Genomic DNA, 16,208 nt, shown 5'->3' on the forward strand with positions numbered 1-16,208 from the left:
TCTAGCTCAGTTGGTTAGAGCACTACCGCTCTCTATGACCCACGCCAAAATCGGTGGTTCGAATCCACTCGGTCGTACCAATTCTTAATGTTCCAAATTTAAAACATCTGTAGCTCAGTTGGTTAGAGCACTACAGCTCTCTATGACCCACGCCAAAATCGGTGGTTCGAATCCACTCGGTCGTACCAATACTTAATTTTCCAAATTTAAAATATCTGTAGCTCAGTTGGTTAGAGCACTACCGCTCTCTATGACCCACGCCAAATTCGGTGGTTCGAATCCAGTCGGTCGTACCAATTCTTATTTTTCCAAATTTAAAATATGTAGTTCAGTTGTTTAACGCACTACTGCTTCAATCGTTTGCTCTCAGTCTCATACCCTGAATTAACGTTATGAAACTGAGTAGGAGCAGTAAAAAATTTATTAATTGGCGAGTTTCAAACCAATAATGCCAAGGGCGATCAGTAGCAAGCTGGCTATTTTTAATAGACTCACGCCTTCAGCTAATAGTGTCATGCCTATTATTGCAGAGCCAATAACGCCGATACCAACCCAAACCGCATACGCCAAACTAAGTGGTAATGATTTGAGTGCCACACTTAAGCAATAAAAGCTGGCAGCCATGGTTAAGATTGTAAAGAATGAAATGAGGGGTTTTGTAAAACCGTCTGATTGTTTTAAGCCATAAGCCCAAGCGACTTCAAGTAAGCCAGCAGCAATAAGTAGGATCCAATTCATGGTCGACCTCTTTATGGGGTCGTCCCCGAATTTAATTTCAACTTTAAGGTCGTCCTCAAAGCGGTGTAGTACATCACCACACACGGCGCAATTTAGCACGCCCAAATTATCAAGGCAACTATAGCCACAAAAAAGCGAGCAATCTGCTCGCTTTTTTATACTTGGCTTTTATTCGTCGCCTATAAACTCACAGTTAGCGACCAATAATCAGTGCGCCACCTTGAGCTAATAAGTTTAAGGTTAACTTGCCACTGTTACTTACTGTGACTTGCTTAGTACCAGCGCTGCCATCTTTTTTATCAAACAACAGGGTGATTTTTTTACCCGCTAACATAGGTAAATCAATATCTACTGTTTTGGCTTTATTTTCACCATTCACGGCTGCTACCCACCATGTTTGTTGATGACGCCTTGCGATCGTTGCATCTTGACCCGGCTGACCTGCAATATAGCGTGTTTCATCCCATACCGTTGGCATCGCCTTTAAAGTATCAATAACAAATTGGGGTTGCTCTGCAAGGTTATTTGGCGTCAGGCCAAAATGTTGCACTGGTGATTGATAAAGCACACCTGTTGCCAGTTCAAATGCATCTGTGGTTTTACGAATAGTGCCGACGGTTTGATCTTGCGATAAACGTTTGTTTAAAAACACTGGGGCAAAATCCATAGCGCCAATAGCATTACGAGTGAATGGTAAAATAGTCGCGTTAAAGGCATGTAAATCTAACGAATTTTGATGAAAAACAAGGTTCTCCGATGCCAGTACCGCTTCAGAAGTGACGAAGTTAGGATACATTCTTTCCCAGCCACGCGGGATGGTGCTGCCATGAAAGGTGATCACTAAACCATGCTGATTTGCATCTGTAAGAATATCTTCATACAGTTTAATGGTTTCTTGTTTATCACCACCAAAAAAGTCTACTTTCAGCCCTTTTACACCAATGCTTTGCAGCCACGCCATTTCATTTCGACGTGCAGGTGCACTGTTCATTCTATTTTGTGGGGTCTGTGGTGCATCATTCCACCAGCCATTTGAGTTGTACCACAAAATAACATCAACGCCCTTTCCATTGGCGTACTTAACCAATTCAGCCATTCTCTCGCGGCCAATGTTTTTATCCCACCAATTGTCGATTAATACATATTCAAAATTTAATGATGCAGCTAAGTCAATAAATTTGATTTGGTCATCGTAGTTGATACTTGGGTCTTGCCAAACAATCCAGCTCCATGTTGATCGACCCATTTTATAATTTTGACTTGCTTGATAAAGTGGTTTAACCAAATCAAATGCCACGGTTGATTCAACAATTGGTTTTAAACTTGTTCCTAACGTGATGGTACGCCAAGGTGTGGTTGCTGGCATTGCCATAGCGGCATAAGTTGCACCAATGCCATTGTTTTCACCGGCCTGAGGAAATGAAATACGATATACACCGTCTTTCGTGCCTTCGCTTAATTTTGAGCCAACATAATGGCTATCAACACCGGTTTCTGAAATTAAAAGCCAACCTTTATCGCTATTTTTAAATAATGCAGGAAAGGTATAACCCACGCCATTCGCTGACGGTGTTCCAAGGGCTTCGTTAAAGGTGTAAGGCTCTTCGTAACTTGGTTTTGTTTGCATCCAGCCCGTTTCAGGTAAGGCTTGTGGGCTTATAAATGTAGTTGCATTATCTGGTAGGTTAAAAGCACTGTATTCAGCTAACACCTTGATACGGGTATCTGTTTCAGCTCCCGATATCTGATAACGAAATGCAACATCGCTATCAGACACATTAAACTCGACGCCAAGTATTCTGCCGTCTTGGTTTTCAAATTGCGCTTTGAGTGTATTCGCTGTGTAATTTACGTCACTCACCTTCGCATTATGCAATTTATAGCTTTTATTGACCGAAGCGGTTGTATGGCTTTTATATTTGAGGATCTGTGAAAAATCACCTAGGTTGGTATTTAAACCAAGCTCTGATTGCTGCAAAAAAACCTGATTGCCATAATTTACGCTATAAACAAGCTGGTTTTGTTGTTTTTCGAGTTTTACAGTTATTTGTCCATCAGGGCTTGTAACGCTAAGCGGTAATTGTGCGTGAGCAAGCATAGAGCTTGTGAGAAGTGATATATAGAGACTTAGTTTTATCATTGTTGTTATCCTTAAGTTGCAAAAGCATTAAGTGATATCATAATACAAATGTAAACTTTTTGTCACTTAAGCCTACAACTATAAGCTGTGACCGAAAAATGTACTCCATCCGTTAGATATTGTTACAGTTCCTAGGTTGTATATTTACGACAAAAGGCTAAGCTTTAGATAAATAACAAAAACTTAAACAATTTATGAAACTATTAACAGTGCTCTTTTTATTCGCCTCATATCAAGCCCTTGCGGGTCTAACACCTGTTAGTTTTGAAAAAAATGGTGAAATCGTCACTGAAGAAGCGGTGCGTTTCAACGGCGGATACGGTTATAACCTAAGTGCCAAACATGTTTTAAAGCTCGTCACTTTAGATTGGCCTCCTTATATTGACGAAAACTTGTGTAACAAGGGCTGGCTCTATCAATTTACTGTCAGCTCACTTCTTGAAAAAGGTTATGGCATACACATTGGTTTCTACCCATGGGCGCGTGCCGTTAGAGAAGCTGAATTAGGGCGCGCTGATATTCTTTTTCCTGAGTACTTCATTGAAGATGATGTTGTATCAGATAATTTTCTTAGTAAAACTCGCAACAATTTACTTGCTTTAAGTCATGAAATACCTGGTGGAGATCTATCATTCGTGGCGTTAAAAGGAAATCAAATCCCTTTCAATGGTGATTTAAAATCAGTTGAGAATTTACCTATTGGTGTAGTCCGCTCTTATAAAAACACAAAAAAACTCGATGCTATGATTGATAATAAAGAAATCGATACAATCGTCGCAAATAATGAATACCAGTTAATCCATCTTCTACTAAGTAATCGAGTAAGTCTGATTGTGGCGGACCTTGAAGTTCTTAAAGCCAGTGTTTATAAGTCTGAATTATCAATTAGCGGCAAACGACAAATTTTAGAATCACTGGTCGCGCTAGAACCAAAGCTTGAATACAAACCGCTTTATTATTCTATTAGTAAATCAACGCCGCACTGGCAAAAAGTTTTACAAGATTTAAATGATGAAATTGAACTGATGCAACAAAGCGGCAAGTTTGATGAATATATTGAAAGAATGAAACAACAGTGCTACGGATCAGACAAAGCGGCGTAACCGCCGCTTTATTTTGATTAAATCAGTACGCTATTGGGGACTACTCGGGCACTCTAACCCAGCCTTCCATTAATACACGCGCACTTCGGCTCATACTTGCTTTTGTGACTTGCCAATTACCATCAACAAGTGTTGCAGCAGCGCCCACTTTTAAAGTGCCAGAAGGATGACCAAAGTTTACTTCCTGACGCTCACCACCACCTGCAGCAAGGTTTACCAAGGTACCAGGAATAGCAGCTGCAGTACCTATTGCTACCGCAGCGGTGCCCATCATGGCATGGTGCAATTTACCCATCGACATAGCACGTACCACTAAATCAATATCGGTTTCATTTACAACTTTACCGCTTGATGCGTGATAAGTTTTAGCCGGTGCAACCCAAGCTACTTTTGGCGTATGTTGGCGTGCCTTTGCTTCATCAATATGAGAAATTAGCCCCATTTTCAACGCCCCGTAGGCACGAATTGTTTCTAACTTTTCAAGTGCAGAAGCATCACCGTTTATGGCTTCTTGCAGCTCTGTGCCATCATAGCCAACTTCACTGGCGTTAATGAAAACTGTCGGAATACCCGCATTGATCATCGTTGCAGACAACATACCAATACCCGGCACTTCTAGCTCATCGACTAAGTTACCTGTTGGGAATAAGGCCCCTTCACCATCTGCAGGGTCCATAAACTCAAGTTTCACTTCAGCAGCTGGAAAAGTCACGCCATCAAGCTCAAAATCACCGGTTTCTTGCACTTCACCGTTAGTAATTGGCACATGTACTATGATGGTTTTACTTATGTTTACTTGCCAAACTTTAACTTCGACAACGCCGTTGTCAGGAATTTTGCTGGCATCAACAAGACCATTCGACACAGCAAAGGCCCCGACTGCTGAAGTTAAATTGCCGCAGTTACCACTCCAATCTACAAACGCTTTATCGATAGCCACTTGACCAAATAAATAATCAACATCGTGATCAGGTTTCGTGCTTTTTGATAATATTACCGTTTTACTAGTGCTCGAGGTTGCACCGCCCATACCATCAGTTTGTTTTTGGTAAGGATCGGGGCTACCAATCACACGTAATAACAGATTATCGCGCGCCTCACCTGCCACTTGGGCAGGCTCAGGTAAATCAGTTAAGTTAAAGAACACTCCTTTACTGGTGCCGCCACGCATATAGGTCGCTGGCACCTTAATTTGTGGTTTAAAAGCCATTGCTTAGTGCTCCTCAGATTCTAAGAAATCTTGCGCGAAACGTTGCAGCACACCACCCGCTGAATAAATTGACACTTCTTCAGCTGTATCTAAACGACACGTCATTGGTACTTCAACAGTTTCACCATTGGCACGTGTAATAACTAATGTCAGTGTTGCGCCTGGTGTTGGCTCACCTTTCACACTAAAGGTCTCACTGCCATCAATACCTAATGTAGTTCGCGTGGTGCCCGCTTTAAATTCAAGCGGTAATACGCCCATACCAATTAGGTTAGTGCGGTGAATACGCTCAAAACCTTCTGCTGCAATCACTTCAACACCAGCAAGGCGTACCCCCTTAGCTGCCCAGTCACGTGATGAGCCTTGGCCATAATCTGCACCTGCCACAATAATAAGCGGTTGTTTGCGCTGCATGTAGGTTTCGATAGCTTCCCACATACGCGTCACTTTGCCTTCTGGTTCAATGCGAGCATATGAACCTTGCTTCACTTCACCATTTTCTTTAACCATTTCATTCAGTAACTTAGGGTTAGCGAATGTTGCACGCTGTGCTGTTAAATGGTCGCCTCGGTGAGTAGCATACGAGTTAAAATCTTCTTCCGGTAGACCCATTTTAGCGAGGTACTCACCAGCTGCACTTGACGCTAAAATCGCATTCGAAGGTGATAAGTGGTCAGTAGTGATGTTGTCACCCAATACGGCTAATGCGCGCATTCCGCTTAATGTACGCTCACCTGCTAATGCGCCTTCCCAATAAGGAGGACGACGAATATAAGTACTTTGTGGACGCCATTGGTAAAGCGGATCGTTGTCTTCACCGTAATCTACACTTAAATCAAACATTGGCTCGTAAACCTTTTTAAATTGTTCAGGTTTAACACTTTGTTTGATAACTGCATCAATTTCTTCATCTGTTGGCCATAAATCCATAAGGCGAATTTCGTTGCCTTGTTGATCATGCCCTAATATATCTTTTTCGATATCAAAACGAATAGTACCGGCGATAGCATAAGCAACAACCAGTGGCGGTGAAGCTAAGAATGCTTGTTTTGCATATGGGTGAATACGACCATCGAAGTTACGGTTACCAGAAAGTACAGCGGTTGCGTATAGGTCGCGGTCAATCACTTCTTGCTGAATTTTAGGATCAAGCGCACCACTCATGCCGTTACAAGTTGTACACGCAAAGGCAACGATACCAAAGCCAAGTTGTTCAAGTTCAGGTAATAAATTGGCTTCTTCTAAGTAAGACTTAACCGCTTTAGAACCCGGTGCCAGTGATGTTTTAACCCATGGCTTACGAGTTAACCTTTTAGCGTTAGCATTACGCGCAAGTAAACCTGCGGCAATAACATTGCGTGGATTACTAGTATTCGTACAACTTGTGATTGCAGCAATGATACAGGCACCATCTGGCATTAAGCCTTCTTCATTCTCAACGACGCCAGTGATACCTACTTTATCAAGTTCGCTTGTTGCAACACGGCGATGTGGATTTGAAGGGCCCGCAATATTGCGACCAACTGACGATAGATCAAAGGTTAACACACGCTCATACTCAGCCGTTTTAAGACTATCGCTCCAAAGGCCAGTCTCTTTTGCGTAAGTTTCGACGAGTTTAACTTGCTCTTCTTCACGGCCAGTTAAACGTAGGTAATCAAGCGTGTTGTCATCGATGTAAAACATCGCAGCTGTTGCGCCAAACTCCGGCGTCATATTAGAAATAGTTGCTCTATCGCCTAAAGTAAGTGCGTCGGCACCTTCACCATAAAATTCAAGGTAGGTCGACACAACTCTTTCATTACGTAAAAATTCGGTGATCGCTAGTACGATATCGGTTGCAGTAATACCCGGTTGTGGCTTGCCTTTAAGCTCGACACCCACAATATCTGGTAAACGCATGTAAGATGCACGGCCAAGCATCACACTTTCAGCTTCAAGACCACCTACTCCGACTGCAATAACACCTAGCGCATCGACCATAGGTGTGTGGCTATCTGTACCAACTAATGTATCTGGGAATGCCACGCCGTCACGTTTTTGGATCACAGGCGACATTTTCTCTAAATTAATCTGATGCATAATGCCGTTACCCGGCGGGATCACATCAATATTTTTAAATGCTGTTTTCGTCCAATTAATAAAGTGGAATCGGTCATCGTTACGACGGTCTTCAATAGCACGGTTTTTTTCAAATGCGTCAGGTTCAAAACCTGCGTGTTCAACCGCTAATGAATGGTCAACAATTAACTGTGTTGGTACCACTGGGTTCACTTTTGCAGGATCGCCGCCTTTTGCAGCTATGGCATCACGCAGGCCTGCTAAATCAACTAACGCTGTTTGACCTAAGATGTCGTGACACACAACGCGCGCAGGAAACCATGGAAAATCTAAATCACGCTTGCGGTTAATCAATTGCGACAGTGCATCATTTAGCATTTCAGGGTCACAACGACGAACTAAGTTTTCGGCAAGTACTCGCGATGTATAAGGAAGTGTGGCATAGCTGCCCGGTTTAATTGCATCAACAGCAGCGCGAGTATCAAAGTAATCGACGCCGGTGCCTGCTAATGGTTTTCTAAAATTTGTATTCATGATGATTCTACTTGTACTTGGTGACGGTGAACAAAGGTGGGCTGATTGTTTTTGTATTTATTTCGCCCCTTCATAAAGGGGTAGCCAAGCCACCCCTATCACTGATTTAATTAACGATTAACGCTCAGAAATTGGCGTGTAGCTACGCGCTTCTGGGCCAGTATAATCGGCACTTGGGCGAATAATACGGTTATTAGCACGTTGCTCTTTCACGTGTGCTGTCCAACCTGTTACACGGCTCATCACGAAAATTGGCGTAAATAACTTAGTTGGGATACCCATGAAGTGATACGCAGATGCATGGAAGAAATCAGCATTACAGAATAATTTCTTTTCACGCCACATAACTTCTTCACATCGAACAGATACAGGATATAGAACATCGTCACCCACTTCTGCAGCCAGCTTTTCTGACCATTTTTTGATGATCACGTTACGTGGATCTGATTCACGGTAAATAGCGTGACCAAAGCCCATGATCTTGTCTTTACGCTCAAGCATGCCCATCAGCGCATCTTCAGCTTGGTCTGCACTTGTAAAGCCTTCAATCATATCCATAGCCGCTTCGTTCGCACCACCATGCAGTGGACCACGTAAGCTACCAATTGCACCCGTTACACAAGAGTGAATATCAGACAATGTTGATGCACACACACGCGCAGTGAATGTTGATGCATTAAACTCATGCTCTGCATAAAGAATTAAAGACACATTCATTACTTGCTCAAACAGTGCTGATGGTGCTTCGTCATGTAATAAACGTAAGAAGTGTGCACCTACCGAATCATCATCTGTTTCAGTTTCAATACGAACGCCGTCATGGCTAAAACGATACCAGTAACAAATAATGCTTGGGAATACGGCAACTAGGCGATCAATCGCATCATTCGCCTCTGAGAAGTCTTGCTCCATTTCTAGGTTACCTAGCATTGAACAACCCGTACGCATTACATCCATTGGATGCGCGTCTTTAGGAATGTTCTCAAGCACAGTTTTTAGTGCGTCAGGTAAACCACGAAGTGATTTTAGCTTTGCTTTATATTCAGTCAGCTCAGACTCTGTTGGTAATTCACCGCGCGACAGTAAAAAAGACACTTCTTCAAACTGCGCTTTATCTGCTAATTCACTAATATCATAACCACAATAAGTTAAACCTGAACCTGACTTACCTACTGTACACAGAGCTGTTTCACCTGCTACTTGACCACGTAAACCTGCGCCGCCTAATGCTTTATCTACCATGAGTGTTCTCCTTATATGTTGTCGTTATGATTTTTTAGCTGAGAAAAGGTTATCGAGTGTGTTTTCATATGAGTGATAATCTAAAAACTCATATAATTCCGCACGTGTTTGCATATTGTCTACTTGGCTTTGTTGCGAGCCTTCGCTAAGAATAGACGAATACACATTAAGTGCGGCTTTGTTCATCGCTCTAAATGCACTGAGTGGATAAAGTACAATTTCAACACCCACTTCGCTCAATTGCTCTTTTGTATAAAGTGGCGTTTGACCAAATTCAGTGATATTCGCAAGAATTGGCACATTTAAAGCTTTAGCAAACGCTTGGTAATCTGCTAAATCATGTACCGCTTCTGCAAAGATAGCGTCTGCACCAGCTTCAACACACGCTGCTGCGCGGTCAATCGCGGCATTTAAGCCTTCTTTTTGGAATGCATCAGTACGCGCCATAATATAAAAATCACTGTCTGTTTTGGCATCAACCGCAGCTTTAATACGGTCAACCATTTCATCTTTAGACACGATCTCTTTATTAGGACGGTGACCACAACGTTTTTGTGCTACTTGGTCTTCAATATGGAAGCCCGCTGCGCCTGCTTTGGTCATTTCTTTAACGGTACGAGCAATATTAAAAGCACCGCCCCAACCTGTGTCAGCATCAACAAGAAGCGGTAAGTCGGTAGCGCTGGTGATTCGACGAATATCTTCAAGTACGTTATCAAGGCTAGTCATACCTAAATCTGGCATGCCGTATGATGCGTTAGCAACACCCGCACCTGAGAGGTAAAGTGCTTGGTGGCCTGTTTTCTCTGCCATCATTGCGCAGTACGCGTTGACGGTGCCAACCACTTGCAATGGCTTGTTGTTGGCGATTGCCTGTTTGAATTTTAATCCTGCTGACATTGGATAACTCCTATCTTTGAACGGTTTCAGCTCTTTGGCTAACTCTATTTTTTAAATCTAAATTGTGACTGTTTAACTACGGCGCTACTGATTTTTTGCTGCGAGTAAGTCAAACTTCGTCTGAATATTTGCCTGAGACGCACTAATATGGCGTTTCATAAGCATTTCGGCTAATTCACCGTCATGGTTTTCAATGGCATTAATAATAGCCAAGTGTTCATCAAACGCTTTTGATACACGTGGCCCAACCATCCCCATTTGTACACGGTACATACGAATTAACTGGTACAACTCATTACATAACAGATGAATTAAGTGTGCGTTTTTCGACCCTTTAATAATGCGATAATGAAAATCAAGGTCGCCCGCTTCTTGGTAGTATGATTCACCTTCTTTTACACGCTGTGTTTGTAAGTGCTGATTCAATAACTGTTTTAAACCCTGTACTTCTGCAGGTTCCATGTTGTCGGCAGCTAACCGACAAGCTAGCCCTTCTAAGGCACTACGAACCTGATAGACTTCGATTAAACGCTCGGCGGTTAGCGCAACAACACGACAACCGACATTCGCTTTACGCTCTACCAAATAACAGCTCTCTAAACGATTTAGTGCCTCACGTAAGGTGGCACGGCTTACACCATAGCGTTTAGCAAGTTCTGGCTCAGAAACTTTGCTACCCTGCTCGATGGTGCCTTGGACAATTTCACGACGCATGTCGACAAACACTTGGTCTGATGCTGTTGTTATCGTGATATCGTTGTAGTTATCGTTGGCTTTTTGCTCTGTCATAATAGGTCTATCAAAGTACTAAATTAAGATTGTCGACAATTTGTGAGTTCACTATGCGCCCTATCATTGAAACTGTCAACCTTGAGATCGGAAAAATAGACTAAAAAACCAGCAAAGTGTCGACATAAATTGATATTTATCAAAAATAATGGCTATAAAGAACATTTATATTAGCAATGTGTCGACACTTCAATATCGCTCTTAAAAAGCTAAAAATATCCCCTGATAGCGCTATAAATGGTATGATCCAGCTATTATTACGTGATGTGAGAGCCATTTAGTGGACGCTAATACATATATTCCTGACTCATTTATTGATGATGTAAAAAGCTACCTTCCTGAACATTTATCATTAGACGACTTTATTGCAGCCTGTCGCCGCCCACTAAGACGATCTGTTCGCGTAAATACATTAAAAATGTCAGTCGATGAATTTCAGCGTCAATGTGCCAAAAAAGGATGGGAGTTAACAGCAATTCCATGGTGCGAAGAAGGATTCTGGCTAACACGACCAAGCGACGAAGAAGCCGCCCTTGCCATCGGTAATACCGATTTACACTTAAGTGGTGCTATGTATGTGCAAGAAGCCAGCTCAATGTTACCGCCGGTAGCACTAAGAGCCGAAGTTAAGCAAAGCGATGCAGTACTTGATATGGCATCGGCACCGGGTTCAAAAACATCACAAATCGCCGCCATGATGGATAATAGTGGCGTGTTAGTGGCCAATGAGTTGTCATCGTCACGCTTAAAAGTATTGGCTGCAACCCTCAAACGTATGGGGGTGGGTAATTGTGCATTATCACATTTTGACGGTGTGATATTCGGGGATTACATGTATGAGTGCTTCGACAACATTTTGCTAGATGCCCCGTGTTCAGGTGAAGGCACAGTTCGTAAAGATGCAGACGCCCTAAAGAATTGGTCAATCGAATCTAATATTGATATTGCTGCTGTGCAAAAAGCCCTTATCAAAAGTGCCTTTTATGCCTTAAAACCAGGCGGCACATTAGTCTATTCGACCTGTACTTTAACACCCCTTGAAAACCAACAAGTGTGTGAGTATCTATTAGCAGAGTTTCCTGATTGCATCGAAGTACAACCGCTCGACAGCCTGTTTGATGGCGCAGACAAAGCGACAACCAGTGAAGGTTATTTACATGTTTGGCCGCAAACTTACGACAGTGAAGGTTTCTTCATCGCTAAATTTAAGAAAGTAGCATCAAGCGATAACCCAAATCAAAAAGTTAAAAAAGGCGCATTTCCGTTTGCTGAATTTGATAAAAAGCAAAGCCAAGCGTTTATGCAAACAATTAAAAAACAGTTCGGTCTAAAATCACTTCAAGGCACCTTAATGCAACGTGATAAAGAGCTTTGGTTGTTTCCTGATGGCTTTGATGAACTGCATGATAAAATTAAATACTCACGTTTAGGTATTCAACTTGGTGTGATCCACAAAGGTGGTGTTCGCTTAACTCACGAGTTTGCCACTGTCTTTGGCCAAGATTGCGATAAAAATACCTTTGAGATGTCTGCTTGCCAAGCAAACGATTACTTTAACGGTAAAGATATTCGGCTCGAAAAACCAACGCAAGATAATGGTGAAGTAGTTTTAATGTTATGTGGTTGTCCGGTAGGCCTAGGTAAGTGGCAAAAGAATAAAATTAAGAACTCTTTACCTCGCGATTTAGTCCAAAATACCCAGTTGATAACTTGGGTATAAGTTGCGTATAAAGACTGTATAAATAAGGCACTAATTTAGGTAAAAAGCTGTAACAGACTGATTTTAAACTAGTATAAAATTTGTACATTTACCGTGCAATTTCCTGCTGATTAACTACACTTAAAAGTACTTTCTACTTCTCCCTACTGAATTTAGAAGGTGTTTTTTATAGTTAGCGCAGGCTCACACGAGCCACCCCCTAAGCCCAGAACAATGCGGATTCGTTCTGGGCGTTTTTTTATTCAAAAGTCGCATAGCAAAGCATTAGCCTTTTTGATTTCATTGTAGAAACAATGATAAAGGATTGATTATGCTTAAACCCTTGTGCGTCGTACTACCATTTATAATAAGCTGCCAAAGTCTGGCAAAAAGCAGTGACTACCTAGGCTTTGACTACCCTAATAAGGCTAAAAATGCTGTCAGTATCACTTTTGATGATGCAAGACATAGCCAAGTTGATACCGGTTTAGCGCTTTTAAACAAATACCAAATAAAAGCGACATTTTATGTATCCCCTTTTAACGTAAAAGAACGTGTTGAAAAGTGGCAAATGGCTGTAAAAACAGGTCACGAAATTGCTAATCATACGGCAAGCCACTTGTGTACCGGCAACTTTGAATGGCTTCGTGAACTTGGGGTGTCGCTTGAACAATTTACGTTAAAAGAAATGGAGCAAGATATCTTAAAGGGGCAAGACTATATAAAAGCCACACTCAACGTGACACCAACCGCTTTTGCCTACCCTTGCGGTAACACCTTTGTTGGCCGTGGTGCAAATACCAAAAGTTATGTACCGTTAATAGCCAAGCACTTTAAAACAGGTAGAACTTGGCTCGACAAAACGGCGAATAACCCCAACTTTACAGACTTTTCGCAGTTAACTAGCTTACCCATTGATGGGCTTACTTTCGAAGAGATCAAAAAAACCATAGAGCAGCACCGAACTAACAATAGTTGGATCATTCTGGCAGGCCACGATATTGGCAAACGAAATCAGTACACTACAGGCACCGACGCCCTAGAGCAGCTCATAGTTTATCTACAAGATCCTAAAAATGGTTTTTGGTTAGATACAGTAAGTAATGTTGCTGACTACGTTGAGGCGAATCGCAAAGGATTCGATTAATTATCGTTTAAATCAAATTCAGTTATTTGGTTATCAGCATGAATAAGTTCATATTTAGCAAGCAAACCGTCATTGAGCTCAATTAAGCTGATAGCCGCATTACTGACCAAATACTTTTGCCCTTCGCCTATGGTTTGGTGTTTATCAACTTCCATCTGCCAACGTTTAGTAAAAAAGTTAAGTGGGCTTTTCGGGGCATATAAAATTGAGTCGAGCTTATCGAGTACATTAATAAGTTTGCGTGGGAACTCATTTTTAATGCCACTGGCGGTTAACTGCCAAATACGGTTTTTATGCTTACCAAAGCGCTTTTGCACTGAAAAACAAAATGAATAATGAACATCACCAGAGAGGATCAAGGTTTCTTTTGGCGTATCTTCACGGCGAAAAGTATCTAGCAGTTTTTTAGCAGAACCTTCATGGGCCATCCAGTTTTCAACATCAACCAACAATGGCTGCCCGCAAAAATTAAAAATAGCTTGGATTGCTTCAATCGATTTAACACCAAACACCGGTGCTGGAGATACAATAATCACTTTATCGTGAGACAATAAGCTTTCTTCTAATTCAGTGAGCCTTTCCCAATCAAGTAAGCCTGATGGTTCATTGAAATTTTGCTCATTACGCCAGCGATGGGTTCGGGTATCGAGAACCACAACTTTGGGGATGGTATTAAGCTCGTAATGCCAATGGTTAAAATTGAGTATTAGCTTATCAAAGTCTTGAAACTGCCAGCTCTGTTGTTGCAGGCTTTGTTTAAAACTGGGTAATAAAGACAAAGTGTTATCACCGGCATCATTACCAATCCCTTGCATTAACCAATAACTAATCAGGCCATTATTTACAATACGACGGCTAGCTGGGTGCTGATAAATAGCTTGCTCCCACCCTGCTGTTAAGTTCCAATCATCGGTGACATCATGATCATCAAACATCATTAGTGTCGACACATTGGCGAATAATCTTTCAACACTCTGAAGGCCATTTGCAAAGCCAACCAGTGCGTCCTTTTCAAGTTTAAATAGGTTAGCGTATTTAGGGGCTAATGCTGGGCATTCAATTGATTCAAACTCAATTAGCTGCCAAGTAACAGCACTGAAGTTTAATAAATATAGCGCTATAAATTCTTGAAAATGAATTAAATGGTTTTCAGCTTTTAAGCTTGAGAAGTGTGGCTCATCTTTTTTAAGCCAATAACCAACACCAAATTTGCTCCGTTTTTGCCAAGGTACTTTGGGTAAGTGTAAATGGCGCTGATAAAGTTGCTGCTCGAACCCTGCTGGTAAATCTAAATCAAGCGCTGGCTCTTGAAATACACCAAATAGACTAATCACTTTTTCAATCGCGAGCAGCATAGGCCCTGCGACATCATCCGCATATATTTGATCGCCAGATAACAATAATAGATCAGCACCTGCATTAAGTGACTGGCGCTGATCATTTTGCCAATTATCTGCAGCTACAAGGCTATCTTTTGCAGGATGATGAGGGTTACGACACGAACCATGCAGAATTCTATCGAGTCGATTTGGGATCACAAATGCAGGAGATTCTGCACGTTCATAGCAATAAGACGATAAATCAAGGCTTTTTTCTTCATCATGTAATGAATAGTAGATCAGTGAGTCAACTGCAAACTGGCCATTGACAGGCATGACATTGATGAAATTTAAGTAAAGATGTTGCCCTAATTGGATGGACTCTAAGTTCGAGTATGTTTCAACTCCGCTAAACTCAATTCGGTAGTGGCAAGGCCTAGTTGTAACAAATTGAAAGCACACTCGCCCTGCATCTGCTCGGCGTACCATTGGCCCCATTACTAACTGAGGTAAGTTCGATACGCCGTCCACTATTACGCCCTTTTAGCTTGATTAAACAACGAGTAAAAGTTGTTGGTTGTTGCTTCAGCTAATTCGTTAAAAGTAAGCCCTTTTAACTCAGCGATGTAGTAAGCCACATCTTCAACATAGGCTGGTTGATTTGTTTTACCACGATATGGAACAGGCGCTAAATACGGTGAATCTGTTTCGATTAGTAAGCGATCTAGCGGAATTTGCTTTACAACGTCTTTTAACTCTACGGCATTTTTAAACGTAACAATGCCCGAAATCGAAATATAAAAGCCCATATCAATGGCTTTTTTGGCCATATCCCAGTTTTCTGTAAAGCAATGCAATACACCACCACACTTCTCGGCATTGTGAGCGCGCATTAAGTTGATGGTGTCTTCTCTGGCATCTCGTGTATGAATGATTAGCGGTTTATTGAGCTCATTAGCAACCTCGATATGACCAACAAAGCTTTCTTGCTGAACAATATGGGTCTCTTTTGAGTAATAGTAATCAAGACCCGTTTCGCCAATTGCCACCACTTTGTCGTGGCTTGCAAGTGAAATAAGCTTTTGCTTATCGAGTGCGTCTTTTTGATCAAGTGGATGCACACCGCATGATGCAGAAACATCTGGATAGTGTTTAATTTTATCCAGCATTGATGGGAATTGATCTAAAGTTACACTGACACATAAAAAGTGTTCAACCTTTTTAGCGCGAGCATTATCTAAAACTTGGTCTAAGTCTAAATCGAGTTTATCAAAATCTAAACGATCTAAATGACAATGAGAATCTACAATCATGGTACTACTTTTA

The 16,208-nt window shown here is 41.7% G+C and carries 12 protein-coding genes; 3 read left to right on the forward strand and 9 right to left on the reverse strand.

The annotated features are described in order from the left end of the window. Nucleotides 1-423 precede the first annotated feature (423 nt). Complete coding sequence (locus NO991_RS06675) at nucleotides 424-738, reverse strand: multidrug efflux SMR transporter (RefSeq protein WP_054554730.1); 315 nt, start codon at nucleotides 736-738, stop codon at nucleotides 424-426. Between the two features lie 193 nt (nucleotides 739-931). Then, nucleotides 932-2,878: a glycoside hydrolase family 97 protein gene (locus NO991_RS06680; RefSeq protein ID WP_300418875.1), complete on the reverse strand. Its 1,947-nt coding sequence runs from the start codon at nucleotides 2,876-2,878 to the stop codon at nucleotides 932-934. A gap of 194 nt (nucleotides 2,879-3,072) precedes the next feature. On the opposite strand from NO991_RS06680, the gene NO991_RS06685 reads away from it, so the two are divergent. Further along, a complete protein-coding gene (locus tag NO991_RS06685; RefSeq protein ID WP_166339256.1) occupies nucleotides 3,073-3,981 on the forward strand; it encodes an ABC transporter substrate-binding protein in 909 nt (302 codons plus the stop codon). A gap of 40 nt (nucleotides 3,982-4,021) precedes the next feature. Here the strand turns inward: NO991_RS06685 and prpF are convergent, their stop codons facing one another. The 5 genes from prpF to NO991_RS06710 form a co-directional block, all read right to left on the reverse strand. Next, nucleotides 4,022-5,191 (reverse strand): 2-methylaconitate cis-trans isomerase PrpF, encoded by a 1,170-nt coding sequence (prpF, locus tag NO991_RS06690; RefSeq protein ID WP_371351819.1) that lies wholly within the window; start codon nucleotides 5,189-5,191, stop codon nucleotides 4,022-4,024. 3 nt (nucleotides 5,192-5,194) lie between these two features. Further along, nucleotides 5,195-7,786, reverse strand: a complete 2,592-nt coding sequence (gene acnD / locus NO991_RS06695) for a Fe/S-dependent 2-methylisocitrate dehydratase AcnD (protein ID WP_371351820.1) — start codon at nucleotides 7,784-7,786, stop codon at nucleotides 5,195-5,197. Between the two features lie 117 nt (nucleotides 7,787-7,903). Beyond that, on the reverse strand, nucleotides 7,904-9,028 hold the full coding sequence (gene prpC / locus NO991_RS06700; RefSeq protein WP_062565267.1) for a 2-methylcitrate synthase: 1,125 nt from the start codon (nucleotides 9,026-9,028) through the stop codon (nucleotides 7,904-7,906). A 24-nt stretch (nucleotides 9,029-9,052) separates the two neighbouring features. Then, nucleotides 9,053-9,928, reverse strand: coding sequence for a methylisocitrate lyase (gene prpB, locus NO991_RS06705; protein ID WP_054561375.1), 876 nt, complete (start codon nucleotides 9,926-9,928; stop codon nucleotides 9,053-9,055). An 84-nt stretch (nucleotides 9,929-10,012) separates the two neighbouring features. Next, nucleotides 10,013-10,717, reverse strand: a complete 705-nt coding sequence (locus tag NO991_RS06710; RefSeq protein ID WP_300357556.1) for a GntR family transcriptional regulator — start codon at nucleotides 10,715-10,717, stop codon at nucleotides 10,013-10,015. Nucleotides 10,718-10,997: 280 nt separating this feature from the next. On the opposite strand from NO991_RS06710, the gene rsmF reads away from it, so the two are divergent. Together rsmF and NO991_RS06720 are read left to right on the forward strand one after the other, a co-directional pair. Further along, complete coding sequence (gene rsmF / locus NO991_RS06715; protein WP_371351822.1) at nucleotides 10,998-12,437, forward strand: 16S rRNA (cytosine(1407)-C(5))-methyltransferase RsmF; 1,440 nt, start codon at nucleotides 10,998-11,000, stop codon at nucleotides 12,435-12,437. A 310-nt stretch (nucleotides 12,438-12,747) separates the two neighbouring features. Then, a complete protein-coding gene (locus tag NO991_RS06720) occupies nucleotides 12,748-13,563 on the forward strand; it encodes a polysaccharide deacetylase family protein (protein WP_371351823.1) in 816 nt (271 codons plus the stop codon). On the opposite strand, the gene NO991_RS06725 is transcribed toward NO991_RS06720, so the two are convergent. Together NO991_RS06725 and NO991_RS06730 are read right to left on the reverse strand one after the other, a co-directional pair. Then, nucleotides 13,560-15,416: an alkaline phosphatase D family protein gene (locus tag NO991_RS06725; RefSeq protein ID WP_371351921.1), complete on the reverse strand. Its 1,857-nt coding sequence runs from the start codon at nucleotides 15,414-15,416 to the stop codon at nucleotides 13,560-13,562. The two genes, NO991_RS06720 and NO991_RS06725, sit on opposite strands and share 4 nt — an antisense overlap. Continuing rightward, nucleotides 15,416-16,195, reverse strand: a complete 780-nt coding sequence (locus NO991_RS06730; RefSeq protein ID WP_300357566.1) for a TatD family hydrolase — start codon at nucleotides 16,193-16,195, stop codon at nucleotides 15,416-15,418. The genes NO991_RS06725 and NO991_RS06730 overlap by 1 nt, the downstream gene beginning before the upstream one ends. Nucleotides 16,196-16,208 lie beyond the last annotated feature (13 nt).

Source organism: Pseudoalteromonas sp. DY56-GL22, assembly GCF_041414715.1.
In the GTDB taxonomy this organism is placed as follows: domain Bacteria; phylum Pseudomonadota; class Gammaproteobacteria; order Enterobacterales; family Alteromonadaceae; genus Pseudoalteromonas; species Pseudoalteromonas simplex.

Coding starts and splice junctions, on each gene's coding strand:
- NO991_RS06680 (WP_300418875.1), bottom strand. CDS start 2,878: ATGATAAAACTAAGTCTCTATATATCACTTCTCACAAGCTCTATGCTT.
- NO991_RS06675 (WP_054554730.1), bottom strand. CDS start 738: ATGAATTGGATCCTACTTATTGCTGCTGGCTTACTTGAAGTCGCTTGG.
- prpB (WP_054561375.1), bottom strand. CDS start 9,928: ATGTCAGCAGGATTAAAATTCAAACAGGCAATCGCCAACAACAAGCCA.
- prpF (WP_371351819.1), bottom strand. CDS start 5,191: ATGGCTTTTAAACCACAAATTAAGGTGCCAGCGACCTATATGCGTGGC.
- NO991_RS06710 (WP_300357556.1), bottom strand. CDS start 10,717: ATGACAGAGCAAAAAGCCAACGATAACTACAACGATATCACGATAACA.
- NO991_RS06730 (WP_300357566.1), bottom strand. CDS start 16,195: ATGATTGTAGATTCTCATTGTCATTTAGATCGTTTAGATTTTGATAAA.
- NO991_RS06720 (WP_371351823.1), top strand. CDS start 12,748: ATGCTTAAACCCTTGTGCGTCGTACTACCATTTATAATAAGCTGCCAA.
- NO991_RS06685 (WP_166339256.1), top strand. CDS start 3,073: ATGAAACTATTAACAGTGCTCTTTTTATTCGCCTCATATCAAGCCCTT.
- prpC (WP_062565267.1), bottom strand. CDS start 9,028: ATGGTAGATAAAGCATTAGGCGGCGCAGGTTTACGTGGTCAAGTAGCA.
- acnD (WP_371351820.1), bottom strand. CDS start 7,786: ATGAATACAAATTTTAGAAAACCATTAGCAGGCACCGGCGTCGATTAC.